24 protein-coding genes are annotated in these 26,611 nt (G+C 57.8%); 12 read left to right on the forward strand and 12 right to left on the reverse strand.

Features of this window, described 5'->3' with window-relative positions:
- Nucleotides 1–63: 63 nt before the first annotated feature.
- The 4 genes from ACQY4Z_RS05490 to ACQY4Z_RS05505 all read left to right on the forward strand — a co-directional run bounded on the left by ACQY4Z_RS05490 (nt 64) and on the right by ACQY4Z_RS05505 (nt 5,188).
- A complete protein-coding gene (locus ACQY4Z_RS05490) occupies nt 64–1,878 on the forward strand; it encodes an adenylate/guanylate cyclase domain-containing protein (protein WP_428527391.1) in 1,815 nt (604 codons plus the stop codon).
- Between the two features lie 96 nt (nt 1,879–1,974).
- Nucleotides 1,975–2,673 (forward strand): Stf0 family sulfotransferase, encoded by a 699-nt coding sequence (locus ACQY4Z_RS05495; RefSeq protein ID WP_428527393.1) that lies wholly within the window; start codon nt 1,975–1,977, stop codon nt 2,671–2,673.
- Between the two features lie 178 nt (nt 2,674–2,851).
- Nucleotides 2,852–4,252, forward strand: coding sequence for a selenium-binding protein SBP56-related protein (locus ACQY4Z_RS05500; RefSeq protein WP_428527395.1), 1,401 nt, complete (start codon nt 2,852–2,854; stop codon nt 4,250–4,252).
- 273 nt (nt 4,253–4,525) lie between these two features.
- Complete coding sequence (locus tag ACQY4Z_RS05505; protein WP_428527397.1) at nt 4,526–5,188, forward strand: hypothetical protein; 663 nt, start codon at nt 4,526–4,528, stop codon at nt 5,186–5,188.
- Between the two features lie 36 nt (nt 5,189–5,224).
- On the opposite strand, the gene ACQY4Z_RS05510 is transcribed toward ACQY4Z_RS05505, so the two are convergent.
- The 3 genes from ACQY4Z_RS05510 to ACQY4Z_RS05520 form a co-directional block, all read right to left on the reverse strand.
- On the reverse strand, nt 5,225–6,610 hold the full coding sequence (locus ACQY4Z_RS05510) for a homospermidine synthase (protein WP_428529722.1): 1,386 nt from the start codon (nt 6,608–6,610) through the stop codon (nt 5,225–5,227).
- An 890-nt stretch (nt 6,611–7,500) separates the two neighbouring features.
- The gene (locus tag ACQY4Z_RS05515) at nt 7,501–8,052 is read right to left on the reverse strand and encodes a GNAT family N-acetyltransferase (protein WP_428527399.1); all 552 of its coding nucleotides are present in this window, start codon (nt 8,050–8,052) and stop codon (nt 7,501–7,503) included.
- Nucleotides 8,053–8,061: 9 nt separating this feature from the next.
- Nucleotides 8,062–9,192 (reverse strand): type III PLP-dependent enzyme, encoded by a 1,131-nt coding sequence (locus ACQY4Z_RS05520; RefSeq protein WP_428527401.1) that lies wholly within the window; start codon nt 9,190–9,192, stop codon nt 8,062–8,064.
- Between the two features lie 609 nt (nt 9,193–9,801).
- Here ACQY4Z_RS05520 and ACQY4Z_RS05525 point away from each other — a divergent pair.
- A complete protein-coding gene (locus tag ACQY4Z_RS05525; RefSeq protein WP_428527403.1) occupies nt 9,802–10,401 on the forward strand; it encodes a YceI family protein in 600 nt (199 codons plus the stop codon).
- 112 nt (nt 10,402–10,513) lie between these two features.
- Here ACQY4Z_RS05525 and ACQY4Z_RS05530 read toward each other — a convergent pair whose 3' ends face one another.
- Both ACQY4Z_RS05530 and ACQY4Z_RS05535 read right to left on the reverse strand, forming a co-directional pair.
- On the reverse strand, nt 10,514–11,515 hold the full coding sequence (locus ACQY4Z_RS05530; protein ID WP_428527405.1) for a hypothetical protein: 1,002 nt from the start codon (nt 11,513–11,515) through the stop codon (nt 10,514–10,516).
- Between the two features lie 292 nt (nt 11,516–11,807).
- A complete protein-coding gene (locus tag ACQY4Z_RS05535; protein ID WP_428527407.1) occupies nt 11,808–12,770 on the reverse strand; it encodes an EF-hand domain-containing protein in 963 nt (320 codons plus the stop codon).
- 236 nt (nt 12,771–13,006) lie between these two features.
- Here ACQY4Z_RS05535 and ACQY4Z_RS05540 point away from each other — a divergent pair, with 236 nt between their 5' ends.
- The 6 genes from ACQY4Z_RS05540 to ACQY4Z_RS05565 all read left to right on the forward strand — a co-directional run bounded on the left by ACQY4Z_RS05540 (nt 13,007) and on the right by ACQY4Z_RS05565 (nt 18,646).
- Nucleotides 13,007–13,735, forward strand: a complete 729-nt coding sequence (locus tag ACQY4Z_RS05540; protein ID WP_306150340.1) for a response regulator — start codon at nt 13,007–13,009, stop codon at nt 13,733–13,735.
- Nucleotides 13,732–15,171 (forward strand): ATP-binding protein, encoded by a 1,440-nt coding sequence (locus tag ACQY4Z_RS05545; protein WP_428527410.1) that lies wholly within the window; start codon nt 13,732–13,734, stop codon nt 15,169–15,171. Before ACQY4Z_RS05540 ends, ACQY4Z_RS05545 begins: the two co-directional genes overlap by 4 nt.
- A 152-nt stretch (nt 15,172–15,323) precedes the next feature.
- Nucleotides 15,324–16,346, forward strand: coding sequence for an ABC transporter substrate-binding protein (locus ACQY4Z_RS05550; RefSeq protein ID WP_428527412.1), 1,023 nt, complete (start codon nt 15,324–15,326; stop codon nt 16,344–16,346).
- Nucleotides 16,347–16,396: 50 nt separating this feature from the next.
- Entirely contained in the window at nt 16,397–17,164 is a 768-nt protein-coding gene (locus tag ACQY4Z_RS05555; protein WP_428527414.1) for an ABC transporter ATP-binding protein, read from the forward strand.
- Nucleotides 17,157–17,978 carry an ABC transporter permease gene (locus tag ACQY4Z_RS05560; protein WP_428527416.1) on the forward strand — a complete coding sequence of 274 codons (822 nt, stop codon included), beginning with the start codon at nt 17,157–17,159 and terminating at the stop codon, nt 17,976–17,978. Before ACQY4Z_RS05555 ends, ACQY4Z_RS05560 begins: the two co-directional genes overlap by 8 nt.
- Nucleotides 17,979–18,079: 101 nt before the next feature.
- Entirely contained in the window at nt 18,080–18,646 is a 567-nt protein-coding gene (locus ACQY4Z_RS05565; protein WP_428527418.1) for a DedA family protein, read from the forward strand.
- Between the two features lie 170 nt (nt 18,647–18,816).
- Here the strand turns inward: ACQY4Z_RS05565 and ACQY4Z_RS05570 are convergent, their stop codons facing one another.
- From ACQY4Z_RS05570 to ACQY4Z_RS05590, 5 genes are read right to left on the reverse strand one after another with little or no spacing between them, the layout of a single operon-like run.
- Complete coding sequence (locus ACQY4Z_RS05570) at nt 18,817–19,329, reverse strand: N-acetyltransferase family protein (protein ID WP_428527420.1); 513 nt, start codon at nt 19,327–19,329, stop codon at nt 18,817–18,819.
- A 9-nt stretch (nt 19,330–19,338) separates the two neighbouring features.
- A complete protein-coding gene (locus ACQY4Z_RS05575; protein ID WP_133952994.1) occupies nt 19,339–19,761 on the reverse strand; it encodes a (R)-mandelonitrile lyase in 423 nt (140 codons plus the stop codon).
- A complete protein-coding gene (locus ACQY4Z_RS05580; protein WP_428527422.1) occupies nt 19,758–20,678 on the reverse strand; it encodes a DMT family transporter in 921 nt (306 codons plus the stop codon). Before ACQY4Z_RS05580 ends, ACQY4Z_RS05575 begins: the two co-directional genes overlap by 4 nt.
- Nucleotides 20,675–21,031 (reverse strand): antibiotic biosynthesis monooxygenase family protein, encoded by a 357-nt coding sequence (locus ACQY4Z_RS05585; RefSeq protein ID WP_428527424.1) that lies wholly within the window; start codon nt 21,029–21,031, stop codon nt 20,675–20,677. The genes ACQY4Z_RS05580 and ACQY4Z_RS05585 overlap by 4 nt, the downstream gene beginning before the upstream one ends.
- Nucleotides 21,028–21,372, reverse strand: a complete 345-nt coding sequence (locus ACQY4Z_RS05590) for an NIPSNAP family protein (RefSeq protein WP_428527426.1) — start codon at nt 21,370–21,372, stop codon at nt 21,028–21,030. Before ACQY4Z_RS05590 ends, ACQY4Z_RS05585 begins: the two co-directional genes overlap by 4 nt.
- Before the next feature lie 144 nt (nt 21,373–21,516).
- Between ACQY4Z_RS05590 and ACQY4Z_RS05595 the strand changes: the two genes are divergently transcribed.
- Nucleotides 21,517–22,203, forward strand: coding sequence for an ArsR/SmtB family transcription factor (locus ACQY4Z_RS05595; protein ID WP_428527428.1), 687 nt, complete (start codon nt 21,517–21,519; stop codon nt 22,201–22,203).
- Between the two features lie 146 nt (nt 22,204–22,349).
- Here ACQY4Z_RS05595 and ACQY4Z_RS05600 read toward each other — a convergent pair whose 3' ends face one another.
- Nucleotides 22,350–22,481 carry a hypothetical protein gene (locus tag ACQY4Z_RS05600; RefSeq protein WP_286182913.1) on the reverse strand — a complete coding sequence of 44 codons (132 nt, stop codon included), beginning with the start codon at nt 22,479–22,481 and terminating at the stop codon, nt 22,350–22,352.
- A gap of 246 nt (nt 22,482–22,727) precedes the next feature.
- Nucleotides 22,728–26,456 carry a methionine synthase gene (metH, locus tag ACQY4Z_RS05605; protein WP_428527431.1) on the reverse strand — a complete coding sequence of 1,243 codons (3,729 nt, stop codon included), beginning with the start codon at nt 26,454–26,456 and terminating at the stop codon, nt 22,728–22,730.
- Nucleotides 26,457–26,611: the final 155 nt, after the last annotated feature.

The following is a 26,611-nucleotide window of genomic DNA, read 5'->3' on the forward strand; positions in this document are numbered from 1 at the left end:
GGGTTTCTTGATTCTAACTCGGTGAGACAAGCATCATGCAAACAAGAAAGACAAACCAGCGCAGTGTCTCACGCCAAAAAATTTCGCATTACACCGGCCCTGACAACCGTCCTGGGTCTGTTCGTTCTTTTGACAGCCGGTGCCGTCCTTGTGGTTCAGGCCGTCATTTCCAGAGACGTCGTGCGGGAGCTGGGTGGAGAGCTCATCGACAATGGCATGGACGGTCTGGAAGCTGCGGTTGCCGAACAGCTCTATGCGATCCGAAAGACTGCTCGGTACACAGCGCGCGCCCTCGACATGGGGACCCTCAGTTTTGATGACACCGACAAGGCCGAACAGTACCTCTTCGGGTCTCTGGCTCCGCTGGATTTTGTGTCCTTCTCGCTGCTGATTGACGCCAATGGCTCGGGACTTATGGTTGACCGCGGCCCCGGTGATGGCACGCTCTTGTCCGAGACGTTTTCGGTGAACTTGGACGAACCGCTTGTTGCCCCGATCTTCAACCGGGCGCGCTCGACTTACTCCTCGTTCTGGAGCAAGCCGATCTTCCTTCCTGAACGCGACAACACGTACCTGCTTTATGTCAAACCGCTTCACGAAGCGGATAAGTATCTCGGCAGTATCATTCTTGGAATGTCCCTCTACAGGATGTCGGACATCACCCGGTATCTCTCGGACGACGATGTTACCGTATTCTTGATGGAAGTGGGCACCAGCGAAATCATCGCTCATCCCGGCCTCAATCATCATTTTGCAGATCTCAGCCCCGACAACATTCTGGTGGATGTCGACGATGTGCCCGATCCCTTTCTCGCCGGATTTTCTGAACTCAGGCAGATCGGCAACCGGACCTACGACCTGAACCCGCGCGACACGCTGTATTCCGGTTATGACGAGAATGGTGAAAAGCGGTTTCTCGTCCTGGAGGATGAAAATCGGCGGTTTCGGGGGCTGCCGGTGCGCATCGGCGTTCATTTTCCGGCGGATTTTCTGGAACACTCCATAAACCAGCTTTCGAGCGCTGCGCTCACCGGCCTTGGCCTGCTTGGGATTTCTCTGCTGGGGTCGGGTCTCCTTGCACGCCGGATCTCGGTGCCTGTCAAAAGAGCGTCAATCGCCGCCAAGGATGTTGCGGACTTGAACCTTGGGAAGGTGGAGGACTTGCCGCCAAGCACGATCCGCGAACTCGACGATCTTTCAAAAGGCTTCAATTCTATGGTCGCGGGCCTCAAGGCCTTTAACCGGTACGTTCCAACGAGCCTGGTCAGGCGGCTGCTTCAGGAAGGCCGCACGGAAACGCCACCGGAGGAACGAGAGGTCGCTGTCCTCTTCACCGATATCGCAGGCTATACATCGCTCTCTGAGGGACTGTCAGCGAGCGAAACCGCCAAATTTATCAACCACCACCTGTCCTTGATCGGGGCAGAGATCAAGAAACAAAACGGAACGATAGACAAATACATTGGCGACGCAGTGATGGCATTCTGGGGTGCTCCGGAAATGCTCGACAATCCTGCAGCCGCTGCTGCCAAGGCGGCTATCGGCATCGCATCCGCGATCCGGCAGGACAATTTGGAACGGGTGGAACGCGGTGAAAAGCCCGTGCGTATCCGCATCGGACTTCATATCGGCCCATTGGTTGTCGGCGACATCGGCGCGCCGGAGCGGGTCAATTACACGGTGATCGGCGATACGGTAAACATCGCCGCCCGCCTTGAAAGCCTCGGCAAAGAAATCGATCCGAACGCGGATGTGATTATCACGGCGTCTGAAGAGGTTGCAGCTTCGCTCTCAGACAACCTTAACCTTGAACCCATTGGACCGCACAAGGTAAAAGGCCGGGACGAACCGGTGACCGTTCTGCGGATCCTCCCGTAAGCTCAACATACATTTATAAAGCCCATTTTGATGTCAGATTTTCAGTCTTACGTTCTATGCACCTCTCCTCGAAGCGGAAGCACACTGCTTTGCAAGATGCTCGCCGAGACCGGTGTGGCCGGTCACCCGGAATCCTACTTTCACAAACCTGATCTTGGGAACTGGGCGTCTGATCTTGGTGCCTCCCGCTCGGCTGGAATGAGCGAGTTGGAGTACCTGAGGCTCTTGATTGATACCGCGATCGACCAGGGAACCGCGAACACAGGCATGTTTGGACTGCGACTCCAGCGGCACAGCTTCGACTTCTTCTTCCGCCAGCTCCATATTCTTCGCCCGGATGAACCAACGGACAAGGCCCGTATTGAGGCCGTGTTTGGCCGCACGCTGTTCGTTCACCTCACACGACCGGACAAGCTCTCGCAGGCGGTTTCTTTCGTCAAAGCACAACAAAGCGGCTTATGGCACAGGGCAGCCGACGGCTCGGAGTTGGAACGTCTCTCGCCTCCTGCAGATCCAGTCTATGATTTTACAGCATTGAAAAACTGCCGCGATCAGTTCATTCAATTCGATCGGGATTGGAACGACTGGTTTGCCGAGCAGGCTATTGAGCCGCTTCGCCTGTCCTACGACGATCTGTGTGCCGACCCACAAACCGAACTCAAAAGGGTTTTGACCGCCCTCGACCTTCCGCCATCCGCGGCAGATCCTGTCCAGCCAGGCGTTGCCAAACTCGCAGACAGCATTAACGCGGACTGGATCAAGAGGTTTCAGGACCAGGCTGCTGCGGGCTCCTGACCTGGGCCTGCCCGACCAGCTTAACAGCAAACCCAAGTAACCAAATGAAGACGCTGCGGAAGTCATTTTTCTTGACCGCTGCCGAACCCGCGCGTTTACTTCCAATTGCGCCTGTCACCTCAGGTTAAATCCGCCCGATTTTGAGGCGGCCAGGCACAGGCGCTTAGGGAGGAAAAGCATGACAGTCAGACCTGATCCGACGTTCTATGCGTCGCCGAAAATCGCCATGGAAGCTCCTGCGGAAACGCTCGCTTTCACTTTGATGCTGAGCCCAGATTTTTCGCAGCCCGACGGTCTGGCCGTCGTTGATGTCGATCCGAAGTCAAAGACGTACGGCCAAATCCTGCACTCCGTGATGATGCCCAATACGGGCGATGAGTTTCACCATTTCGGCTGGAACGCCTGTTCCTCCGCCCTCTCCCCTTTGACCGGGCATGCGTTCCTTGAGCGCCGCTATCTGATTATTCCTGGCATCCGGTCGAGCCGGATTTACGTCATTGATGTCAAGGAGCCGCTCAAGGCGAAGATCCACAAGATCATCGAGCCGAAAGAGGTTTTTGAGAAAACCGGCTATTCGCGGCCGCATACCATCCATTGCGGTCCCGAAGGCATCTATGTCTCGACCCTTGGCGGTGGCGGTGAGGACGGAACGGACGGGCCTCCCGGCATTTTCATCATGGACTGCCAGACATTCGAGATCATCGGCCGGTATGAGATCGAGCGCGGCATCCAGGACAAACACTATGATTTCTGGTGGAACCTGCCGCGCGACTATATGGTCTCGTCCGAGTGGGCGCTGCCGCCACAATTCGAAAACGGCATCGTCCCGGAAGATCTTCTCAGCAACAAATACGGCCACAAGATTCACTTCTGGGATCTGCGCGGCCGGAAAAACATCCAGACGATTGATCTTGGCGAAAACCATCAAATGGCGCTGGAGATCCGCCCTGCGCACGATCCAGTCAAGCAGTATGGCTTTGTTGGTGTCGTCGTCGACACGACCAATCTGGAAGGTGCGATTTTCACTTGGTGGCGGAACGACGATGGGACGTTTGAAGCCAAGAAAACCATCACAATCGCTCCGCAACCGGCTGATGCTGAAGATCTGCCGCCATTGCTGGCCGGGTTCGGCGCGGTTCCGGCCCTGGTGACCGATATCGATCTCAGCCTGGATGACAAGTACCTGTATGTCTCGTGCTGGGGTCAGGGTGAAATGCACCAGTATGACGTCTCCGACCCGATGAACCCGAAACTGGCCGGCAAGGTCGAGATCGGCGGGATCGTCAAGAAAACCAAACATCCCAGCGGCAAGGATTTCGGTTACGGCCCGCAGATGGTTGAGATCAGCCGCGACGGAAAGCGGGTGTTCTGGACCAATTCGCTCTACTCCACCTGGGATGACCAGTTCTATCCAGGGGAACGGGGTGCCGCGATGGTCGTCGCCCACGTTCAAGAAGGCGGTGGACTGGAGCTTGATCCAGACTTCTATGTCGAGTTCCCGAAAGGCTACCGCAGCCACCAGATCCGGCTTGAGGGCGGGGACTGCTCAACGGACAGCTTCTGCTATCCGTCTGTCTAGAGCGGGTCGCATTTAATCGGTTTCATTTGGCCGAGACGATTTTTGTTTTTGGCGAGGCGTGGTCCGCGCGGTGGTGCGGGGTACCATAAGCGGACCACAACAAAGCCAGAGGCAAAAATTGTCCGGCCCGAAGGGTGAGCTTGCTGAGCCCATCGACCGCGTTGCGACGTTGCCCGGCCAACCAGGCCGCGCTTCACGACGCGCCTTGCCGAATGAACTCAGTAAGCTCATCAAATGAACCCGATTAAACGCGACCCGCTCTGGAGACCAAACTTGTCAGACTTCATGACCTCGGCGGCGGGCCTTTGGCTCGTCGTTGTGACTTCAGGCATTTATCACGGCATCAATCCCGGTATGGGCTGGCCCCTTGCCGTCTCCGCAGCGCTGTTTGAAGGCCAGCGGACGGCCCTGCTCCGTGCGCTCGCAGCACTCGGCTTCGGCCACCTGCTCGCCATGCTCGGCATTCTTTTGCCCTTTGCGGTGATGTTTGTGCTGGTCGAGTATCAACGAGAAATCAGAATTGGTGCTTCGTGCCTCGTGATCGCGGCCGGGCTCTACCTCGTGATCAACCGGCGCCACCCCCGCTTCTTGTCCCGGGTCAAACCGTCCCGCCTTGCGCTCTGGTCGTTTCTGGTTGCCATGGCGCATGGTGCGGGACTGATGCTTGTCCCGATCTATCTGGGTCTCTGCGGGCCGGGCGGTCCGGGACCCGACTACGGTGCGCCTGTTCAGCTCATGAGTTTCAATATAGGCATTGCTCTTGGCGTCGCCGTTCTTCACACCGCAGCGATGATCCTCTCGGGCGGCGCTGTCGCTTACGCGGTCTACCGTATTCTGGGACTGAAATTCGTCTCCCAGAGCTGGTTCAATCTGGATGTGGTCTGGGCCCTCAGCCTCATCCTGGTCGGCGGCATCGGATTGTGGGCGGCGCTTTGAAGGAGCGCCGCCCGTCCGTTTTTGTGAGCCCGTCTGTCACCGCACAAGAATGTTCTTGAACTGCCAAGGGTCGCTGGTGTCGAGGTCTTCTGGGTAAAAGCCCGGACGGCCATCAAGCGGCGTCCAGTCGGTATAATAGCCCTTCACTGGCCCCAGATATGGCTTCTGGATTTCCAGGCAGCGCTTGTAATCCATCTCGTCCGTTTCAACGATCCCGGCTTCCGGGTTTTCCAGCGCCCAGACCATACCCGCAAGAACAGCGGACGTGACCTGAAGACCGGTCGCATTCTGGTACGGCGCCAGCTTGCGGGTTTCTTCAACGGACAATTGGGAGCCGTACCAATAGGCGTTCTTCTTGTGCCCATAGAGAAGGACACCCAGCTCATCGATGCCGTCCTGGATTTCGCTTTCATCGAGGACGTGTAGTTTTTCCTGGATCTTGCCTGCCGAACCGAAGAGCTCATGCAACGACAGAACCGCAACATTTGCCGGATGATAGGCGTAGTGGCAGGTCGGGCGGTACTTCAGTTTCTTGCCACCCTCCAGCGTGAAGTAGTCTGCGATCGAAATCGCCTCGTTGTGGGTCACAAGGAAGCCGTATTGCGGGCCAGGTGTCGGGCACCAGGTGCGCACCCGTGTGCTCGCCCCCGGCTGTTCCAGATAGATTGCCGCGCGGCAGCCCTTCTTGTGTTCCTTGGCGTTCTTTGGCTTCCAGGTTTCGTGTGTTCCCCAACCGAGTTCTGCCGGCTGGAACCCTTCGGAGAGGAAGCCCTCCACCGACCAGGTGTTCCAAAACTCGCCCATGGGCTTGGGCTTCTTTGCGCGCTGGGTATCACGCTCGGCAATATGGATGCCCTTGACGCCAACCTTTTTCATCAGCTTCGCCCAGTCTTTCTGACTGGACGGCTCATTGAATTTGACGCCGGTGTCGGTCGCTATGTCCACAAGCGCCTGCTTGACGAACCAGGACACCATGCCGGGATTGGCGCCGCAGCAGGACACAGCCGTGGTACCGCCAGGGTTCTTCTTCTTTTCCTTGCGGACCGTCTCACGAAGCGCGTAGTTCGTCCGGTCGGCGGCCTTCGCCGTGTCATCGAAGTAAAAACCGGGCCAAGGCTCGACGACTGTATCGATATACAGCACACCAAGGTTGCGGCAGAACTTCATGAGGTCGAGGGAAGACGTGTCGACCGACAGGTTCACAACAAATCCTTGTCCCTCACCTTCGCTCAGCAAAGGCGTCAGCACTTCCTCGTAGTTTTCCGGAGTTAGCGCTACTTTCTGGAACTTGTAGCCCTTGTCCGTGACCAGTTTGGCATCACTATCGACCGGGTCGATGACCGTGAACCGGGACTTGTCGAATTTGAAGTGGCGCTCGATCAGCGGCAGCGTCCCTTTGCCGATCGACCCGAGACCGATCATCACAAGCGGACCCGTGATCGTGCCGTGGACCGGCCAGGACTTGCTCGCGACTGATTTCGCCGGCGCTTTGCGGGTCGCAGGCTTCTTTGCAGGCGTTTTGGCAGGTGCCGTTTTAGCGGCTGACGCTTTGGCTGCTGTAGCGGTTTTGGCTGCAGCAGCCGGTTTAGCCACTGCAGATTTTTGAGCGGCTGGTTTGGTGGCCGCTGCCTTTGTCGCCCGCGGTTTCTTCGGTGCCGCCTTCGAAGCAGCGGGCTTAGTGGTTGCAGGTTTTGCAGCAGGGGCCTTTGCCGGTGCAGCGGTTTTGGACGTAGCCGATGTTTTGGCCGCTGCGGACTTTTGAGCGGACGGTTTCACGGCTACAGGCTTCGTTGTCCTTGGAGCCTTTGGCGCGGTTTTCGAAGTGGCAGGTTGTGCGGCTGCAGACTTTGCAGCAGAGGCTCTGGCCGCAACAACCGGTTTGCGCGCAGTGGTTTTGGCTGATGCTGTTTTAGCAGCAGTCGGCTTGGCAGCGGCTGCTTTGGACGTTGCAGACTTGCTTGCCGCTGAGGCAGCGGCCGGTTTGGAAGCGGCTGTTGTCTTACTCGCAGAAGCTTTGGTGCGGGACGTTCTCGAACCGGACGCACTCCCGGTGGTCGTTTTCGCTGCAGCCGGTTTGCGGCGGGTTGCCGGTTTCGCTGCTGCGGTTTTTGGTGCGTCGCCCTTCGGGTCGTCTGTCATATTCCAAAGCTCCATTCATTGTCCGGCCCGCTGCTTCGAATGCATGTTCGCGCCCGGTAATTCTTGTTTCCCCTCACACAAAAAGCGCACTGATTGCGCCCTATTGTAGGCATGACAATTTTTGCCCGGAAGCGCAAGACCTCCGGGCAAATTTTCAATTCGGCTGAGTGTAGTTATGCGAGCTTGGAAAGCACAAGGCCATCGTCGGCGTCGGAAAAGGACGCGATGGGATCGAGGACACCGGCTGCACACAGTGTTCCTTCCAATCCGGCCAAATGACCAGGTGCAATCTCAAGCCCAAGAAAGCGGCGATAGTCCACCGGTCCCGGCAGCGCTACATCTTCCAGCAGACCAGCGGCAAAGCCAAAGCGCTCGTAGTAGGGCAGATCCCCAACAAGCAGGACTGAACCATGACCATGAAGGGCCGCCTGGTTGAGCGCATGTCGCATCAACCGGTCACCAACCTTCAGGCCGCGGCACTCCGGGTCCACCGCCAGGGGTCCAAGCAGAAGGGACTGGTGCCCCCAGCGGTCTGCCACAGCCCATAGCCGGACAGTGCCGACCAAATTCCCGTTTTCATCAAGCGCTGTGAAGGCGAACACTGGAAGTCGGCCTTCTCTCAGGCGTTCCGATGTCTTCAAATGCCGGTCGAGGCCGAAACTCAGGTCGAGCAGCGCCTCGCGGGCACAACCATGCGCCTGCGCCTCGTCAACAACGTCGATCATGGCTTTGCGTCAGATGACGTAGGAGGCCAGCGGCGCGAAGCCGTTGAACCCAACCGAGGAATAAGTGGTCGTGTAAGCGCCGCAGGCTTCGATCAGCACCTTGTCGCCAATCGAAAGGCTGACCGGCAGGTCATACGGCGTCTTCTCATAAAGAACATCGACACTGTCGCAGGTCGGACCTGCCAGCACACAAGGCGCCGTACGATCGCCGTCACGCGGTGTCTTGATCGGATACCGGATGGCTTCGTCCATTGTTTCGGCCAGACCGTGAAACTTGCCGATATCCAGATAAACCCAGCGGACTTCATCCATCTCGGATTTCCTGGAAATCAGAACGACTTCTGCTTCGATCAAACCGGCATTGCCGACCATGCCGCGGCCCGGCTCAATGATGGTTGACGGCAAACGGTTGCCGAAATGCTTGGACAGGGCCTGGAATATGGCTTCGCCATACCGCGGCACACCTGGCACGTCTTTCAGGTAGCGGGTCGGAAAGCCCCCACCCATGTTGACCATTTTCAGTTCGATGCCGCGCAGCGCCATTTCCCGGAAGACGCCTGCCGCCATGGCGAGAGCGAAATCCCAGGCTTGGAGGTTGGCTTGCTGGGAGCCGACGTGGAAGGAGACACCATAGGCTTCGAGACCGTGGCGGTGGGCGTGTTCAAGGACGTCGGGCGCCATTTGAGGGTCGCAGCCGAATTTGCGGGAGAGCGGCCACTCGGCACCAACGCCGTCACACAGGACTCGGCAGAAGACGCGGGAGCCCGGCGCGACCCGAGCGATTTTTTCGACTTCTTCGACGCAGTCGACGGCAAAGAGACGGACACCGAATTCAAAGGCACGCGCAATGTCCCGCTCCTTCTTGATTGTGTTGCCATAGGAAATGCGGGACGCATTGGCACCGGTTGCCAGAACCATTTCGATTTCGCCAACGGAGGCGCAGTCGAAGGAAGAACCAAGGCGTTCCAGAAGGGTCAGGATTTCAGGCGCCGGGTTGGCTTTCACCGCATAATAAACGGACGTGTCCGGCAGGGACCGGGCAAAAGCTTCGAAATTGTCGCGGACGATGTCGAGATCGACAACAACGCACGGACCATCTTCGTCGCGTCGGCGGAGGAATTCGCGGATACGTTCGCTCATGGGGATTACCCCTTTCCAATGTCTGGCTGCAGCCGCCTTTAAAATCGCTGTTAGGCGCTGCAGTTTCACGTCGCAGGGTGCCAAAGATGCGAGCGCGCCTCCCCCGGGATGGAACCGGAGGGCGTACAAGGATCTTCAGAGACGGTTGGGCCATGCAGCACCGTGGTGTGGATGCGCAAAGCTTTCCCGCGTCGGGAATGCCGTTGATTGGATCGGGAGAAACCGAACCGCACGTCGGGCAAGGATGTAACAAGTGCCTCTTCTGTTACCCCGGAGGTTGGAAACCCCGGCAGAGACCAAAAGGGCCCTCTTACGTCGTTGCTTTAAGCCGTCCGGATTGACTGCCCCGCCCCTTGGCGGTGTTTCTTGGCAGCTACCCCTTAAGAGATTTCATCGAAATCCCATGAACGACCACGGGCACGTGCGAATTTGGGCAGAGGGTGTATGACCCGATTTGCCCGCTTGCGCAACAGGAAATTTTTGCAGGGCTGCAATTTGGTAAACACAACCCACAAGTGATCGCCACTTGCCGTTGAACCTGGACCGGCAAACGCTACTTGTGAAAACCAGACGCAGACATTTTTGATCTCAACGCATGTGAGGATTCTGATGGTTCGTTTCGCCCGCAAAAGCCTGGTTTTGGCAGGTATTGCCGTAGTCCCCTTCGTCCAATCCGCTCAAGCAGAGCCGCATCGCTATGAGCTTGATCCGGAACACACCACGATCGCGTTCATGGTGGACCATCTGGGATATGCGGACACGCTCGGTGTCTTTCTGGAATTTGAGGGCAGCTTCACCTATGACATGGACACCCAGAAACTGAGCGATCTGAAGGTCAACGTTCAAACGGCTAGCGTTGAGAGCTTCAACGAAGCCCGCGACAATCATGTCCTGAACAAGGATTTTCTGGACGTTGCCAACCACCCGGTGATGACCTTCACAGCCTCCGGCGGCACACCGGCCGATGACACATCCGGCGTCGTGGAGGGCGAGTTGACCCTGCTTGGCAAAACCCAGCCTCTGACGCTGGATGTCACCCTCAACAAGGCCGCCAAATATCCGTTTGGACATGGCCGTTTCACGCTCGGCATCAGTGCGCAAGGCGTGGTCAAGCGCAGCGACTTCGGCATGACCTATGCGGTTGAAAACGGTTTCGTTGGAGATGACGTCCAGGTGATCATCGAAACGGAAGCCTGGCGGGTCGACTAAGCGCCGGACTTGGAGCGTGTCGCGTCTCATTGAATTCAAGCTGCTTCAGGTTTCGCGAACGAGGCAAAGCACAGTCGCAGCGAAATCTGAATCAGTTTAAACGCGATTTGCTTTAAATGGCTTTCTCCACCAACGGCTTGAGCACCGGATGAATATCCGGGCTCTCTTGCTGGATAAAGCGCAACAGGGCCTTCTCGTTCTCGTGCAGAACACCGTCGCGGCCAATCCGATCGACAAGCCACTGAGCCTCATCTTCGGTCACCACCTCATTCACCGCAATCTCGGCTGCCATGGCAGCCCCTTTTGCGGCAAACGGATCCGGCTGATCAGAGTAGGCATCGCGGATCCCGCTGACACCGCCGCCGAACATGGATCTGAAAAACCCGGAAATGCCGCCATCAAAGCCACCGGGGCTGTTGATCCAGTCTTCTCGCGCCAGCGCGACCTCTCGCGGCGGCGGCGCAAAACCGGACAGCGCCATCAGATAGTTGGCAACCGCCTTGGCAAACAGCTCTGACCAGGCCGGGGCGTTATCCGCTTCGCTGGTGGCATCATTCAGATCGAACAGAATTTCAGCTTCCGCCTTGGATATGGCGATGCCCCCACAGCCTGCGCCGGCATAAAGAACGCGCCGAAGGATCTCCACTTCCGCATCTAAGATCACGCCTGGGGTCAGTGTTGCGCCGGAGCGGGTTGCCCCCTGCCCTGAAATGACGGAATCGGCCACAGTCTTCAGAGCAAACTGTTCCAGGAACTGGGGGGCCTGGCGCGCCTTTTCCAGGACATGCAGCACCGCATCAAGCTCCGTGCGGCTGCAGACATGGCCATTCGCAGTGATCTCACCGATCAACCAGTGGGCATTTTCATCAGAAACGTACCCTTGAGGGTTTGCCTGATGAACGAGGATATCGCCGATCGCCTCAGGAAACAGCTCGAACCAGGTTTGAGGCATCACAAGACCGGCATTGTTCAGCCGGAAGAGACCCGCGCCCTCTTCCAGCGTGACATGCATATCGCCATAGATGTACCGGCGCAGCGTAATGACATCATCTTCTGAAAACTGACCGTTCGAAATCTTGACGTCCAGAAATTCACCCAAGCCCGGTTTTGCCATAGTGTCCCCCATCGATCTGGCACCGCACTATCTGCCAGCAACCTTGAAGATAGGGTTACGCAGGGTACAGCTTGTTGGCAAAAAAAGGGAGCCGCGCGGGCGGCTCCCTCTCTGTATCCGGGTTCCCGGGACGGGGGATTGGACCCGGCCAGCTTCCTAGAGGCGGGCTCGCGCATATCCCGGTTTCGCTAACTCACGCGATATGCACTCAGCTGTTGTTTTCAAGCGCTTCCGGACGGCGAACCGGTCTCCACTTCGCCTGGAAACGCTCCTGGAAGCTGTTTCTTGAGGCTTAGCTCCGGTCGCGGTGCTTGCCGTGCTTTCCCTTGTGACTGCGTTTGAAGTCGGACTTGGTAATCACACCATCGCCGTTCCGGTCCACCCGATTCAGCATCTTCGACAAGGCTTGTTCCTGCTCTTCGGCCGTTATGCCCAGGCTGCCATCAGCATCTGCGCGCTGGAACATGTTGACGATGCGGGCATCATTCATGGCCAGCCAAAGCGGTCCGAAGTCTTCCAGGGTGAAAGAGCCGCTGCCGTTGGTGTCGGCCAGTGCAAACAGCTCGGCACGTTTGGCATCATACTCCTCACGGGTCACAGAGCCGGTGCCGTCTGTGTCAAAGACCGCCATGAACATGCCGGCAGGACCACCGCGGCCTCCATGGGCATGGCGCTTGCCATGCTCGCCGCGCTTGCCGGCCTCGGCCTTCTTGCCGCCGCCGTCATGACCTCGTTTGCCGCCGCGCACCTTCTCAACGACACCGTTGCCGTCCCGGTCCAGCCGGTTGAACATCCGGTTGGCCGCGCGATCCGCCTCGGCCTGGGTCACAATGCCGTCACCATCCCGGTCGAGACGCTGGAAGACGCGGACCATGCGGTCATTGGAGCGCTCCATGAAAGCAGCCTTGAACTCTTCCAGGCTGATCTCGCCGTCACCGTTGGTGTCTGCTGCCGCAAAATCGGCCGTGCGGACCTCCTCGATCTCAGCCTGGGTGATGGCGCCATCTTTATCGACGTCGAAGCGCTCGAAAATCCGGTTGGCCATACGGCGGCTGCCGCGCGGACCATGACCATACTCATATCCGCCGCGTTCACCCATATGCGCCAAGCTCTGCTCGGCTGTTGCCTGGTTGTTTTGCCCCCCGCCCGCGTTTGCCGTGCCGGACTGGGCGTAGGCGGGCAGGCCCGCGGTGAGTGCGGTGCCGGCAACACTTGCGGCCAGGGCAGCGATTGCAATCGTCTTGAACGGTTTCATTCCAACAACTCCTTGGTTCGTTGATGAGCTCAAGGTAGGAGGCAATTGTCGCAGGATTACCTGCAAAAACCCGTTCAAGTGTCGCAACCTGTCACGGGACAGGCCGATGATACAGTTTGTTACAAACTCTGCTCGCACGGGAGCCGGGTTGTTATTACTTTTCCTTTAGATACAACGCAGTTCGCAAATGCTTGTGCTGAAACGGTACCTTGCACCGCGACCGAGTGGAGATAAAGGTGAGCGATCCGAGCCCACACATTCTTGTCGTCGATGACCACCGCGATATCCGCGAGACCCTCGCCCGGTATCTGGTGAAGAACGGTCTGCGCGCGACGGCTTGCGAAAATGCCGCCGCCGCCCGCAAGGCGCTGAAGGCTGCCTCCATAGATCTTGTGGTTCTCGACATCATGATGCCGGGCGAAGATGGGCTGTCGCTGTGCCGTCATCTTGTCGAAACGGGCTCCATGCCGGTGATCCTTCTAACCGCCATGGCCGATGATACGGACCGGGTGATCGGTCTGGAAATCGGCGCCGATGATTATGTCACCAAACCCTTCAATCCGCGCGAATTGCTTGCTCGCATCCGAGCTGTGCTGCGACGGACATCGCTGGTGCCGAAGGACCGCGACCCGATCGAACAGGACCGGATGCATTTCGACGGCTGGGCCCTCAATGTGACCCGCCGGGAATTGACGGATCCGGACGGCATCGCTGTCGCGCTTTCCAGCGGTGAATTTCAACTGCTTTGCGCGTTTCTGAAACGGCCGAAAATGGTCTTGAACCGCGATCAGCTGATGGACCTTACCACAGGGCGCACGCCGGCCGTCTTTGATCGGTCCATCGACAATCAGGTCTCGCGCTTGCGCCGGAAAATTGAAGAGGATCCGAAAGATCCCAAGCTGATCAAAACCGTCTGGGGCGGCGGTTACATGTTTACGGCCGATGTGAAAGAGCAGGTGGAATGAGCGCATCATCTCCCCGCTCCTCGATTTTTCAGCGCTTGTGGCCGCGCAACCTGGCGTCCCAGCTCATCCTGCTTCTACTGGCAGCGATTGTGGTTGTTCAGGCGATTTCGATCTACATTTTCCACGACGAGCGCCGGATTGCCCTTGTTGCCCTTGCCCGTGACAGCATCCTGGCCCGTGCGGTCTCTATCGCAGAGCTCCTGGAAGAAACGCCGCCGTACCTGCACAGCAGGGTTCTGGAAGCCAGCAGCACCCGCTATGTCGCGTTCTGGACCGGCGAAGTGCCGCTTGCAAAGGAGCCGGGAAAAAGCCGGTTCGAACAGCGTGTGCAAAACTACGCGGCGCGGCAACTCGGATCTGAGCGGACGATCCACATCAATCTTCATTCAGATGAAAAACGCGGCCCGTCTTGGCGCAACCGGGGTGATGACTTCAAGGAAAGCTGGCGCGACGTGCCTAAGTCCGAGCGGCCACGCCACCTGAAACGGGTCATGAACAAGCCGGAGGATCTGTCCCTTTCCATCCAGCTGAACGATGGCACTTGGCTGAACATGGCCACGAGCTACCGGCCGCCGCCCGGCGCCTTCATCCCGCTGGTGGTCCAGCTTTCACTTATGGGATTGGCCATCATCGGCATCGTCGCCTTTGCCGTGCGCCGGGTCACCCGCCCCTTGCGCGGTCTTGCAGATGCCGCCGGCCGGCTCGGGCGCGGCGAAGATGTCGACAGTTTGCCGGAGACCGGTCCGAGCGAAGTCCGCGCCGTAACGTCCGCCTTTAACGAGATGCAGGAGCATCTGACCCGGTTTGTGCGCGACCGCACCCGGATGCTGGCGGCAATCAGCCATGATTTAAGAACACCGATCACCTCATTGCGCCTTCGGGCGGAGTTTATCGACGATGAGGAAAACAGGACAAAGATGATCGAGACCCTCGACGACATGGCAGCCATGGCCGAAGCCGCGCTCAGGTTCGCCAAAGACGATGCCAGTCAGGAACCTGCCGAGCAGGCGGACCTGGGTGCTTTGCTGGAGAGCCTGGCGGACGACCAGCAAGACCTCGGCCATACTTGCGAAGTTGATGTGGAGGAAAGGATTGTCCTGTCGTGCCGTCCTCTTTCCTTGAAGCGCGCCTTCCGCAATCTCATAGAAAACGGCATCCGCTACGGCGGTTCGGTCAAGATCACGGCAAAGGCGCTGGAGGCTGAAGTGATCGTCGAGATCTTTGATCAGGGCCCCGGCATCCCGGAAGACCGTTTGGCGGATGTCTTTGAACCCTTTGTGCGCCTTGAAGAAAGCCGCAACGAAGAAACCGGTGGTATCGGTCTTGGCCTTGCGATCGCGCGATCAATCATCCACGCTCATGGCGGCACGATCACGCTTTCCAATGTAGCTGGCACTGGCTTGAGGGTAGAAGTCCGCCTTCCGAAAGGGAACTGATCTGCGTCTTTCACGGTCTGGCCGACGGCACGGCTGCGTGCTAAGCATTTTGTCCAACAATTGATAAAGCTGATGATTTTCCGGCCGGGCGTTTTTCAAAACGCCTCGTTTATGTCTTTATGGCCGGAGGTTAATACCAAAGGGAGGACACCATGATCTCGATGAACCGCCGCAAGGCTCTAACGCTGCTTGGTGCTGCTGCAGCATCCACCACGCTGAGCGCCCCTGCGATTGCCAGCAACAAAAAGATCAAGGTCGGCGCGCTGCCCTTTACATCACACTCGGGCAGCTTTGTAGCCTATGAGCGCGGCTATTTTGCAGATGCCGGTCTCGACGTTGAATTCAAATTCTTCCAGGCGGCCCAGCCGATGGCGGTCGCCATCGCTTCCGGCGACATCGACTATGCCGTAACAGCCGTTTCCGGCGGCCTGATTTCGCTTGCGGACAAAGGCGCGATCAAGGTGATCGGTGGTGCCTTGTCTGAAAAGAAAGGTGTCGATGGACAGAAAATTCTCGCCTCCGACGCAGCCTTCCAAGGCGGTCTGAAGACCCCAGCCGATCTCGGCGGCAAGACATTCGGCATTACGACGGCCGGCTCGTCCTTCCACTACATGGGCTCCACGATTGCTGCGAAAGAAGGCGTAGACCTCAAGTTCAAGCCATTACAGAAGGTCGGTGCGATCATTGGCGCCCTGAAGTCCGGCCAGATCGACGCTTGGTCCATTGTTCCACACATCGCCAAGCCGCTGTCCGGCTCCGGCGCCGTGCACATCATCGGCAATGTTGTTGACTACATCCCGGACTACCAGGTCACCACGGTCTTTACGTCGACCAAGAACGCGGAAGACGAAAAAGGCATGACAACGGATTTCCTGACGGCCTTCTCCAGGGGCGTTGCCGATTATGATGCTGATCTTGTTTCGAAGACAAATGGCGACGCCGGTGTGAACGAGATGGTCGATCTCATTCACAAGTATGTCTACACGGACCGTCCGCGGGAAAAGGCAGCCCCATCGATCATCAATGGCGCGATGTACCTCAACAAAGGCGCAGCCTTGAACGTCACATCGATCGAAAACCAGCTGGCCTGGTTCCAGTCCGAGGATCTTGTGTCCAAGGACGTGACGCTGGATACACTGGTCGATCCGTCCTACGTCGAGATCCTGAAATCCTGATAAAATGCATGAAGGCGGGCGCCAAGCGCCCGCACTTCACGGAGTAACTCATGGACCTACGTCTTGAGGGCGTCGGGCACGCTTATGACACTGTCACCGTGCTCGAAGACATCACGCTCGACGTCCCCAGCGGCCATATCGTGTGCATTGTCGGCCCGTCCGGCTGCGGAAAATCCACGCTTTTGCGATTCATCGGGGGGTTGGAACAACCGACCAAGGGCCGCGTTGTTCAAGTCGGATCGCCACCGCCAGGAAGTCTCAATCCGCTGACGTATGTGTTTCAGGATTTTGCGCTACTTCCCTGGCGAACCGTTGAGGGCAACATTTCGCTGGTCCTGGAAGACCATGGCATCAAAGGCTCGGAATCGCGTGAGATCATTTCCGATGTCCTTGCGCGGACCAATCTCACCGGTTTCGAAAAGGCTCTGCCCAAGCAGCTCTCCGGCGGCATGAAACAACGTGTTACGATTGCAAGAGCTTTGGCAGTCCGACCGGCGGTCATGCTGATGGACGAACCCTTGTCTGCCCTCGACAGCCAGACCCGTGAACTGTTGATGGACGACCTGGTCGGGCTGTGGACGCGGACGCCCTTTACCTCCGTCTATGTCACCCACAATCTGGCAGAGGCCGTGCGTCTTGGGCATTCCATTGTGGTCCTGTCCCGCAGACCGGGCAAGATCCGCGAGATCGTGACACTCGAAAAGCCTCTGGAAGAGCGTCAACTGGGCGATCCAGACCTGGAAAAAACACAGAAACACTTGTGGTCTCTTCTCAGGGAAGAGGCCCGGACCGCCGATACGGAATTGATCGATGGCTGATGCCTCTTTGTCAGACAGCAACAAGGGCGCGGCCCAGACCGTTCGGTTTCGCGGCGGCGGCTTTGCACCAAAACCGCGCCGTTGGACGGGCATTGCGGTTTTTGTTGTGCTCATTCTGGTTTTGGAATGGGGCACGCAGTCCGGCTGGATCTCGGCGCTAACACTGCCAAAACCGTCGGACGTGCTCGGCACTCTTGTCGAACTCTACCAGTCGGGCCAGTTCACGGCCCATATGGCGCCCTCGCTGACCCGGTTGGCCGTTGGCGGTTTCCTCGGTGCTGTGGCTGGAATTGGAACCGGCATTCTCATCGGTCTGTTCAGCTACGTCCGCTCAGGGCTCGTACCTCTGATCGCGGCGTTGTTTCCGGTGCCGAAAATCGCCCTTTTGCCTTTGTTTGTCATCTGGTTCGGCATCGATGAGGGGTCGAAATACGCGCTGATCGCCTTTGGCACCTTCACGCCCACCGTCGTGGCGACTTATGGAGCCGTCGACAACGTTGATCGTACTCTGATCCGGATGGGGCAGAGCTTCGGCCTGTCCTGGCTGTCGATTGTCCGGAAAATCATTCTGCCGGGCGCCATGCCGGGTATCCTGTCCGGCCTCCGCATATCCCTGGCGATCGCCATCATCTTGCTGACGGCCGCAGAGATGCTGGGCGCGGAATACGGCATTGGCGCCTATGTGCTTCAGGCCGGATCGCTCTATGACCTTGACCGTCTTTTTGCAGGCGTCGTGATCCTGTCCTTGCTCGGCGTGCTCCTCAACATGGTCATTGGCTTCTTGGAACGCAGGCTTCTGGTATGGCGGGTTTAGAGCTGCCGGCATTTCAGATCTGGTCGCAGACAAGAGACGACCTATCTTCGATCTCCTGAGTTCAAACTCTTAGCCTGCAGGAGATCTCTCTGGAACAACTCTTGGACTTGATCAGCTCTTACGGCCCTTTGGTTTATGTGCTGCTCTTTGGCTATTGTGCGTTGAAGAGCGGCGCATTGCCATTGTTCGCGGGGTTTGCTGCTCAAACGGGTGCTCTTGAGGTCGGCCCCGTCGCAGCAGCCACGTTTATGGGCGGGTATCTCGGCGATGAGTTGCGGTTCGGTCTGGTCCGCCGTTACGGGCTCCCGGACCTGTCTCACCGGCCTCGTCTTCAACGCGCGTTTACAACGGCCACCTCGTTGGTCACCAGGTACGGATGGCTTTACGTCTTCATGTACCGGTATCCGAAAGGCATGCGCACCATCGGGGCCTTGCCCATGGGACTTGGACCGATGCCGTGGCCAACTTTCACGCTGCTGAATGCTGCGTCGGCAGCCCTCTGGACAGGAGTTTTGGTCGGTGCGGGCTACGTGTTCGGTGCGCAGGTTCAAACGGCCGTCGAGGGCGGATGGGGACTGGTAAGTGTTGCGTTGCTCGCTGCAATGGCTCTGGTGATCGGCCTTACGTGGTGGCGATTGAGCCGGACGCCCCTCGCCTCTGCGAACTAACGGCTGCTAAGTTTCGCAGCAGACCGGACCCGTTTACGTTGAGATTCCAGCCCCCTCCGGCTAGAGCCTCATCGACCGGCGACCTGCGAACGTGTCGTTCCTTTCCCCGTTCGGGAAATCGCCAGAATAGTCCTCAGGTTTCTTGAGCGGCGGCTTTTGGGTCGATGAACTTAGGACTGCTTCAATTTGCGCAGATCGAGGGCCATGAGAACTTCGTCAAAGGACTGCCCCCCAACCTTTAGGGCGCTGTTTTCAAGTCCATAGGGTTCAAACCCAAACCCCTGATACAGTCTGGCTGCCGGGATGTTATGCGTACCAACAGACAATTGGATTTGCTCAACTTCATCCTTCACCGCATCAATAAGCGTATTGACCAGCGCTTTTGCCAATCCTGATCCACGGGCTTCCGGCTGCACATAAAGCCCCCAGAGGATACCTTTGTGCCCGACCTTCGCCGCCCCACCCACGACAAAACCAACAATTCCAGTGATATGTTGTTCGTCAGCCCCTCCGCCGAGGATTAAGTTTGTCCTCAGTGTCTCCACGAATACATCATCCGGCAGGGCTGCTTCTTCGTCATAGCTGGTCCCGAACAAGTCGGGATGCCGCTGCAAGCTCTCTAGCCGAATTTGCCTGTAGGTTGCGACATCCGCTTCCGACAGTCTGCGTATGAAAACGTCCATGTAGTCTCCTTAACGCCGCGCTTCCAGATCTCCCCGGTAGGTGGCCTCATCGACAGGTTCCAGCCACTCTGCGACGGACCCGTTCTCAGCTTCGTGGATCGCAAGATGCACCATGGAAACGTGCCGGGCCGCGCCATGCCAGTGTTTGACACCGGGCGGGATCCAGATGACGTCGCCTGGCATGATCGACAGCTTTTCCTGCCCCCACAAATGCACGAAGCCAGCGCCACTGAGGATTTGTAGGGTCTGGCCGAGGGGATGTGTGTGCCAATGTGTGCGGGCTCCTGGTTCAAAGGTCACCTTGACCGCTTGAACCCGCGCCGGAGCCGGCGCCTCGATCACCGGGTCCTGCCAAACGGTTCCTGTGAAATAGTCCGGGTTAGCCCGTTTTGTTGGCCGGGATCCCGCCTCATAAACCGTCAACACACTCATCCGGAGCTCTCCTGTGCCGTTTTACTCGATGCTTGCTTTTTGGGGCGTCGCCAGTTGATCAGAACAACACCGAATATGGCAAGGCAAATCCCCGCAAACGTTTCCAGATCCAGTGTTTCGTTCAAGAAGACGATACCCAGAAGAACACCAATTCCGGAGCGCAGATAGGCCTGGCTGGATGTCCCCATGGGCCCGATCGTGTTGATCAGACGGAAATAGATCAGAAACGCAAACGCTGTGCAGAAAACGCTCAGAATTCCTGCAGCCCAAAAGCTTTGAGGCGAAATTTGCAAGGTCCAGGGATGATCGATCATCAGGCTGAGCGGCAGCAGCGTCAGGGTCGAGCAAATGAGCGTCCCGGCGGCCGTGACCAGCGGCGGCATATGCGCAAACTGGCGTCCCCGGATCGCGGCAATCCCGTAGAGAGCCGCACCGGCGAGAACCGCGACTTGCGGCACAAAAGCACCGCCCAAACTCTCCAAAGCCCCGGTCCCGACAATCAGAACGATTCCCGCAATCCCGGCAAGGGCACCGAGAAGCTGCTGCCCCGCTGGCCTATCACTGCCGGACATCAGGAAAAGGGAAAAGAAAAAGACAAACAGAGGAGAAGTGGAGTTCAGGACACTGGCGACCGCGCTGTCGACGGACTGCTGTCCCCAGGCCAGAAGCAGCCAGGGTCCTGTGCTGTTGACGATGGATTGGATAAAGAGTGCGCGCCAGGTGTGCGTCTCGGACGGCAATCGCAAACCGCGAAAACTCAGGATCGCGACCAAGATCAGCGACGCCAATCCAACTCTGAATGTGATCAGCGTCAGCGGCGGAATGGTGTCGAGCGCAAGGCTGATCCACATGTAGGATGAGCCCCAAAGGAGCGCCAGCAGACCCAGCAGGCCGAACTCCAATCTCAGCCCGGTCATCCCTCTTCGCAATCATGCAAGGCGCGGCTGTCCGACGGCGCTTCCGCCCGCTCCGTCATGCCGTAATCGCGCAGCACATGTGACACCCGGAGCCGGTAGTCCTTGAAATAGCTGTTCCGCCCGACCGATTGCGCCTTGCGGTGCTGGGTCAGCTGACGCCACTGATCGAGCGCCTCTTCATCTCTGAAGAAGGACAGCGAGAGCAGCTTTTCCGGATTGGTCAGGCTTTGAAACCGCTCGACAGACAAGAAACCGTCGATTTCTTCGACCAAGGGCCGCATCTCAGCGGCCATGTCGAGGTAATCCTGTTTCTTGTGTTCATGCGGTATGACCTCGAAAATGACTGCGATCATTGGTGCTCTCCCTCAAACCCGATCAGTTTGCCATGCGGTGTTGAAGCCAGTTTCAAGAACGTCCGGTCTTCTCTCAAGATGAATTTTTCGCGCATGGCAAAGGCGTAATTCTCCTGTCCAAGCGGATCGGCGGAAAGCCTGGCGCGATAGGTTTCATAGGCTGCCAAGTTTTCAATGGAATAAACGCCATACGCCAGAGTGGTCGAGCCCTCATGCGGAGAAAAATACCCGATGAGATCCGCACCAAAGCGGGGAATCGCCTGTCCCCAGTTGCGTGCATATTCTTCGAACTGAGCCTTTTTGGTAGGATCGATGTGATAGCGGATGAAACAAGTGATCATGGCAGCGGTCCTCTTTCGTTGTGCCGGCCGAGGATGTGCCACAGGTGCCGCTTCGAATGCTTCGACGCGGATCGAAGCATTGTGACTGGCGCTCCCTGCCGCCACATGCCAATCTTGCGGCCACACTTTGATGGAGATCGAACCATGAAAGACGGACCGGACATTGCACGGATTGGCGCACTCATTGGCGATCCCGCCAGAGCCAACATTCTGTCAGCCCTGATGAGCGGCAAGGCGCTCACTGCAACAGAACTGGCAGTCGAAGCCGGGATCACCGGCCAGACAGCCAGCTCTCACCTTAAAAAACTCATGGAAGGCGGGCTGCTCGCCCAGGCCAAACAGGGCAGGCACCGGTATTTCACTCTGGCAGGCCCGGACGTTGGCACGACCCTTGAGGCCCTGATGGGGCTTGCGGCAAAAAAGGGGCATTTGCGCACGCGAACCGGACCGCGTGATCCGGCCATGCGCACAGCCCGTGTTTGTTATGATCACCTTGCGGGCGATATGGCAGTCCGGATCTATGACAGTCTCGAAACGCGCGGCTTCTTGACCACATCCACTGATGCCGGCGGGATTGCCTTAACGGAGACCGGTGAGGCTTTTTTGGCGACGATCGGCGTTGACCTTGCACCTTTGAAGGCGGCCCGCAGACCCTTGTGCCGCCCGTGTCTCGACTGGAGCGAACGGCGCAATCATCTGGCCGGTGCGGTGGGAGCTGCCCTTTTGTCCCGCTTTCAGCAAAACAAATGGCTCCGTCGCGAACCTGACAGCCGTGTGGTCCATATTTCTTCAAAGGGCGAGGCTGAACTCGCGGCCTTGTTTCCAATTTGATTGGAGTCCGTTTCCATACCCGAGTTCTGGTTTCACCGAAACAAAACCCGGCCGAGGCCGGGTTTTCAGTGTTTCAAATTATCCGAAGTATTTTGTTTGTTTTTCCGCTTGGGCCGGATGCGGTACGGGGCCACTAAAGAGCTTTCTCAGCTCGCCTTGCGGCCCTGACGGGCTTCACGCAATGACCGGTAGAGCCGTGCGGGCAGCCACGGCAAACGGTCACGGTTGTAGTCCTGACGATGGTTGACCAGAAGTGTCTTAGCGACTTGCACAATCATTGTTATCTCCTTTCCCCGGAAACCGGGTGGGGTTCTTTTATTATGGAAACAAATTTAGCGCACCACGTGCACCTTTTCAAGGCGCACATTGTGCATTTTTTATGAAATTTCCTTTAACTTCCCGACGTAAAGCTGATCCAGCATGGCGAACGCAAATTGTTAGCCGACTTATCACTAACCATCGAAAAAAATCCCGCGGACAGGCCGCGGGAATCGCTCAATGCATAACAATTTGAAAGAGGTGATCTATTCCGCGGCTTGTAGCTGCGCCGGATCATAATTGAGGATTGGAGCGAGCCAGCGTTCTGCGTACTCGACATCCCAGCCTTTTCTCTTTGCATAATCCACGATTTGATCCTTTTCGATCTTCCCGACACCGAAATAGTGGCTGTCCGGATGCGCGAAATAGAGGCCGGACACGGAGGATCCCGGCAACATGGCCCGGCTTTCGGTGAGTTGAATGCCTGTCAGCTTCTCCGCATCAAGCAAGCGGAAGAGCGTGTCCTTCTCCGTGTGGTCCGGCTGTGCGGGATAACCAGGAGCCGGACGGATGCCCTGATACTTCTCAGCAATCAGGTCTTCACTCGACAACGATTCATCCGCTGCGTAGCCCCAAAGATCCTTGCGCACGATTTGGTGCAGCTTCTCGGCAAAAGCTTCTGCAAGACGATCCGCGAGAGCCTGCGACAGGATTTTGTTGTAATCGTCGCCCTGCTTGGCGTAGCGGCCAGCAAGCTCGTCCTCGCCATGACCAGCTGTAACAGCAAATCCGCCGATCCAGTCATTGATGCCGCTGTCGAGTGGCGCTACGAAATCGCTCATGGCGACATTGGCCCGGCCACCGGACGTGCGCGCCATTTGCTGACGGAGTGTGTGGAAGGTCGCCGCGACTTCGCCGCGGTTTTCTCCGGTGTAAACGAGAATGTCGTCGCCTACCGCATTTGCCGGCCACAGCTTCGCAACGCCACGCGCTGTCAGAAGTTTCTTTTCAACGATTTCGTCCAGCATCCGCCGGGCGTCATCAAAAAGCGCCGTTGCTGCAACACCATAGCGGTCATCGGTCAGAACCTGCGGGTAGCGGCCCTTGATTTCCCAAGTCGCAAAGAACGGTGTCCAGTCGATTACTGGCACCAGTTCTTCCAGCGGGAAGTCGTCAAACACCGTTGTTCCCAACTGGTTCGGTCTGACGGGCGCTGTTTCTTCGAAATCGACCTTGAAGGCATTGGCGCGGGCATCTGCCAACTGGATCCGGCGGGCAGCACCGCGGCCAGCAGCATGCTTTTCGGCTATATCCGCATATTCCGTGCGCACCTCGCCATAGTATGGCGCACGTCCCCCCTCACTCATCAGCTTTGAGGCAACACCAACCGCTCGGCCCGCATCGGTCACATAGATCGCCTGTCCCTTTTCATAGTTTGGGTGAATCTTCACTGCTGTGTGGATCTTCGACGTGGTGGCACCGCCAATCAGCAGCGGAATATCCAGTCCTTCGCGCTCCATTTCAGCTGCAACGTGACACATTTCATCCAGCGACGGCGTGATCAGTCCGCTGAGACCGATGATGTCGACCTGTTCCTGCTTGGCCGTCTCCAGGATCTTTGCAGCCGGAACCATGACCCCAAGGTCGATGACCTCGAAGTTGTTGCACTGAAGGACCACGCCGACAATGTTCTTGCCGATGTCGTGGACGTCACCCTTCACCGTTGCCATCAGGATCTTGCCCTGCGAGGAATGACCGGTGAGGCCCTGCTCTTCCTTTTCCTTCTCCATGAAGGGCATCAGATAGGCGACGGCCTTTTTCATGACGCGGGCGGATTTGACCACCTGCGGCAGGAACATCTGACCAGATCCGAAGAGATCGCCAACCACGTTCATGCCGTCCATCAGCGGACCTTCGATCACATGCAGCGGACGGTCGAAGCTTTGACGGGCTTCCTCGGTATCCTCCACCACATAGTCGTCAATGCCGTGAACCAGCGCGTGCTCCAGGCGTTTGGCGACGCCCCAGGTCCGCCAGGTGAGATCGGCTTCTTTCTTTTTGCCACCCTCGCCTTTCCAGCGCTCGGCCGCCTCCAGCATGCGGTCCGTTGCATCAGACCGCCGGTTCAGAACAACGTCTTCGCAAAGCTCGCGCAGTTCGGCATCAAGGTCGTTGTAGACTGCCAGCTGACCGGCATTGACGATCCCCATGTCCATGCCGCGCTTGATGCAGTGATAGAGGAAGACGGAGTGCATGGCCTCGCGCACGGCCTCGTTGCCGCGGAACGAGAACGACAGGTTGGACACCCCGCCCGACACATGGGCATGCGGCAGGTTCTCACGGATCCAGCCGGTTGCCTCGATGAAATCGACGCCGTAGTTGTCGTGTTCCTCGATCCCTGTCGCAACGGCGAAGATGTTCGGATCGAAGATGATGTCTTCCGGTGCAAAGCCTGCCTTTTCAGTCAGAACCTTGTAAGAGCGTGCGCAGATCTCGGTCTTGCGTTCAAAAGTGTCCGCCTGGCCCTGTTCGTCAAAGGCCATGACGACGACAGCCGCGCCGTAGCGCCGGATCAGCTTTGCTTGCTCCAGGAAGGCTTCTTCGCCCTCTTTCAGGGAGATCGAGTTGACGACGCCTTTGCCCTGGATGCATTTCAATCCAGCTTCGATAACCGTCCATTTGGAACTGTCAATCATCACCGGCACTTTGGCGATATCGGGTTCAGCTGCCACGAGATTGAGGAAGGTGACCATGGCTTCTTCGGAATCCAGAAGCCCTTCGTCCATGTTGATGTCGATGATCTGGGCACCGTTCTCGACCTGCTGGCGGGCAACGTCGAGCGCAGTCGCGTAGTCGCCTTCCTTGATCAGCTTGCGGAACCGGGCTGAGCCGGTGACGTTCGTCCGCTCGCCGACGTTCACAAAATTGACTTCCGGCGTCAGCGTGAACGGCTCGAGACCCGACAACCGCATGAAACGGGCAACCTCCGGTATCTGCCGCGGAGCCTTGTCCTTGACCGCCTCGGCAATCGCCTTGATGTGCGCAGGCGTGGTGCCGCAGCACCCACCGACCATGTTCACGAGACCGGCGGAGGCGAACTCCTCAATGAGGCCGGCCATATGCTCCGGGCTTTCATCATATTCGCCAAACTCGTTCGGCAGACCCGCGTTCGGATAGGCACAGACGAGTGTATCGGCCACACGGCCAAGCTCATCGACATGCGCCCGCATTTCCTTCGCGCCGAGCGCACAATTGAGGCCGATGGTCAGCGGATTGGTGTGGCGCACGGAATTCCAGAAAGCTTCCGGCGTCTGACCAGACAAGGTCCTGCCGGAGAGATCGGTGATCGTTCCGGAAATCATCACCGGCAATTCCCTGCCGATTTCCTCGAACACTTCTTCAATGGCAAACAGCGCAGCCTTGGCATTCAGCGTGTCGAAGATTGTCTCGACAAGAAGGATATCCGCACCACCTTCAATCAAGCCGCGCACGGCCTCAGCATAGGCGATCCGGAGATCATCAAAGCTGACGGCCCGGTAGCCGGGATTGTTTACATCCGGTGAGATCGATGCAGTCCGGTTGGTCGGCCCAAGCGCTCCAGCAACATAGCGGGGCCGGGACGGATCTTGAGCTGTTACCTGATCGCAGGCCTCACGAGCAAGGCGGGCGCTTTCCAGGTTCAGCTCATAGGCCAAGTCCTCCATGCCGTAATCGGCCTGGGCGATGGTGGTTGAGGAAAAGGTATTGGTTTCAACGATATCCGCGCCCGCTTCCAGATAGTCGATATGGATCTGGCGGATGGCGTCCGGCATTGTTAGGCTGAGGAGATCGTTGTTGCCCTTGACGTCCGACGGCCAGTCCTTGAAACGCTCACCGCGATAGGCTGCCTCGTCCAGTTTGAGCAACTGAATTTCAGTCCCCATGGCTCCGTCCAGCACGAGGATGCGGGATTTTGCGATCTCCTGAAGGCGCGCGAAGGCGTCAGACTTGGTCACGGGGATTTCCTACCTCTTGGCCATGATCCCGGCTTGAGGCCGGGACGGCTGTTTTTTTGACATTGCCGCACCGGACTAGCTCCGGGCCGCGTTATTCCAAACTCGTGAGGTCCCGGTTCAAGACCGGGACAGTCGTTATACTAATGCCGCCCCGG

Origin of the sequence: Roseibium sp., from assembly GCF_965276855.1 — a bacterium.
Lineage (GTDB): Bacteria > Pseudomonadota > Alphaproteobacteria > Rhizobiales > Stappiaceae > Roseibium.

Bases quoted from the DNA above. Each gene is read 5' to 3' on its own strand.
- ACQY4Z_RS05545 (WP_428527410.1), top strand. From the start codon at position 13,732: ATGAGCGCATCATCTCCCCGCTCCTCGATTTTTCAGCGCTTGTGGCCG.
- ACQY4Z_RS05585 (WP_428527424.1), bottom strand. From the start codon at position 21,031: ATGATCGCAGTCATTTTCGAGGTCATACCGCATGAACACAAGAAACAG.
- ACQY4Z_RS05515 (WP_428527399.1), bottom strand. From the start codon at position 8,052: ATGATCGACGTTGTTGACGAGGCGCAGGCGCATGGTTGTGCCCGCGAG.
- ACQY4Z_RS05590 (WP_428527426.1), bottom strand. From the start codon at position 21,372: ATGATCACTTGTTTCATCCGCTATCACATCGATCCTACCAAAAAGGCT.
- ACQY4Z_RS05560 (WP_428527416.1), top strand. From the start codon at position 17,157: ATGGCTGATGCCTCTTTGTCAGACAGCAACAAGGGCGCGGCCCAGACC.
- ACQY4Z_RS05525 (WP_428527403.1), top strand. From the start codon at position 9,802: ATGGTTCGTTTCGCCCGCAAAAGCCTGGTTTTGGCAGGTATTGCCGTA.
- ACQY4Z_RS05500 (WP_428527395.1), top strand. From the start codon at position 2,852: ATGACAGTCAGACCTGATCCGACGTTCTATGCGTCGCCGAAAATCGCC.
- ACQY4Z_RS05580 (WP_428527422.1), bottom strand. From the start codon at position 20,678: ATGACCGGGCTGAGATTGGAGTTCGGCCTGCTGGGTCTGCTGGCGCTC.
- ACQY4Z_RS05530 (WP_428527405.1), bottom strand. From the start codon at position 11,515: ATGGCAAAACCGGGCTTGGGTGAATTTCTGGACGTCAAGATTTCGAAC.
- ACQY4Z_RS05550 (WP_428527412.1), top strand. From the start codon at position 15,324: ATGATCTCGATGAACCGCCGCAAGGCTCTAACGCTGCTTGGTGCTGCT.
- ACQY4Z_RS05600 (WP_286182913.1), bottom strand. From the start codon at position 22,481: ATGATTGTGCAAGTCGCTAAGACACTTCTGGTCAACCATCGTCAGGAC.
- ACQY4Z_RS05555 (WP_428527414.1), top strand. From the start codon at position 16,397: ATGGACCTACGTCTTGAGGGCGTCGGGCACGCTTATGACACTGTCACC.
- ACQY4Z_RS05570 (WP_428527420.1), bottom strand. From the start codon at position 19,329: ATGGACGTTTTCATACGCAGACTGTCGGAAGCGGATGTCGCAACCTAC.
- ACQY4Z_RS05520 (WP_428527401.1), bottom strand. From the start codon at position 9,192: ATGAGCGAACGTATCCGCGAATTCCTCCGCCGACGCGACGAAGATGGT.
- ACQY4Z_RS05595 (WP_428527428.1), top strand. From the start codon at position 21,517: ATGAAAGACGGACCGGACATTGCACGGATTGGCGCACTCATTGGCGAT.
- ACQY4Z_RS05510 (WP_428529722.1), bottom strand. From the start codon at position 6,610: ATGATCGGTCTCGGGTCGATCGGCAAAGGGACGCTGCCGCTGATCGAG.
- ACQY4Z_RS05575 (WP_133952994.1), bottom strand. From the start codon at position 19,761: ATGAGTGTGTTGACGGTTTATGAGGCGGGATCCCGGCCAACAAAACGG.
- ACQY4Z_RS05495 (WP_428527393.1), top strand. From the start codon at position 1,975: ATGCTCGCCGAGACCGGTGTGGCCGGTCACCCGGAATCCTACTTTCAC.
- ACQY4Z_RS05535 (WP_428527407.1), bottom strand. From the start codon at position 12,770: ATGAAACCGTTCAAGACGATTGCAATCGCTGCCCTGGCCGCAAGTGTT.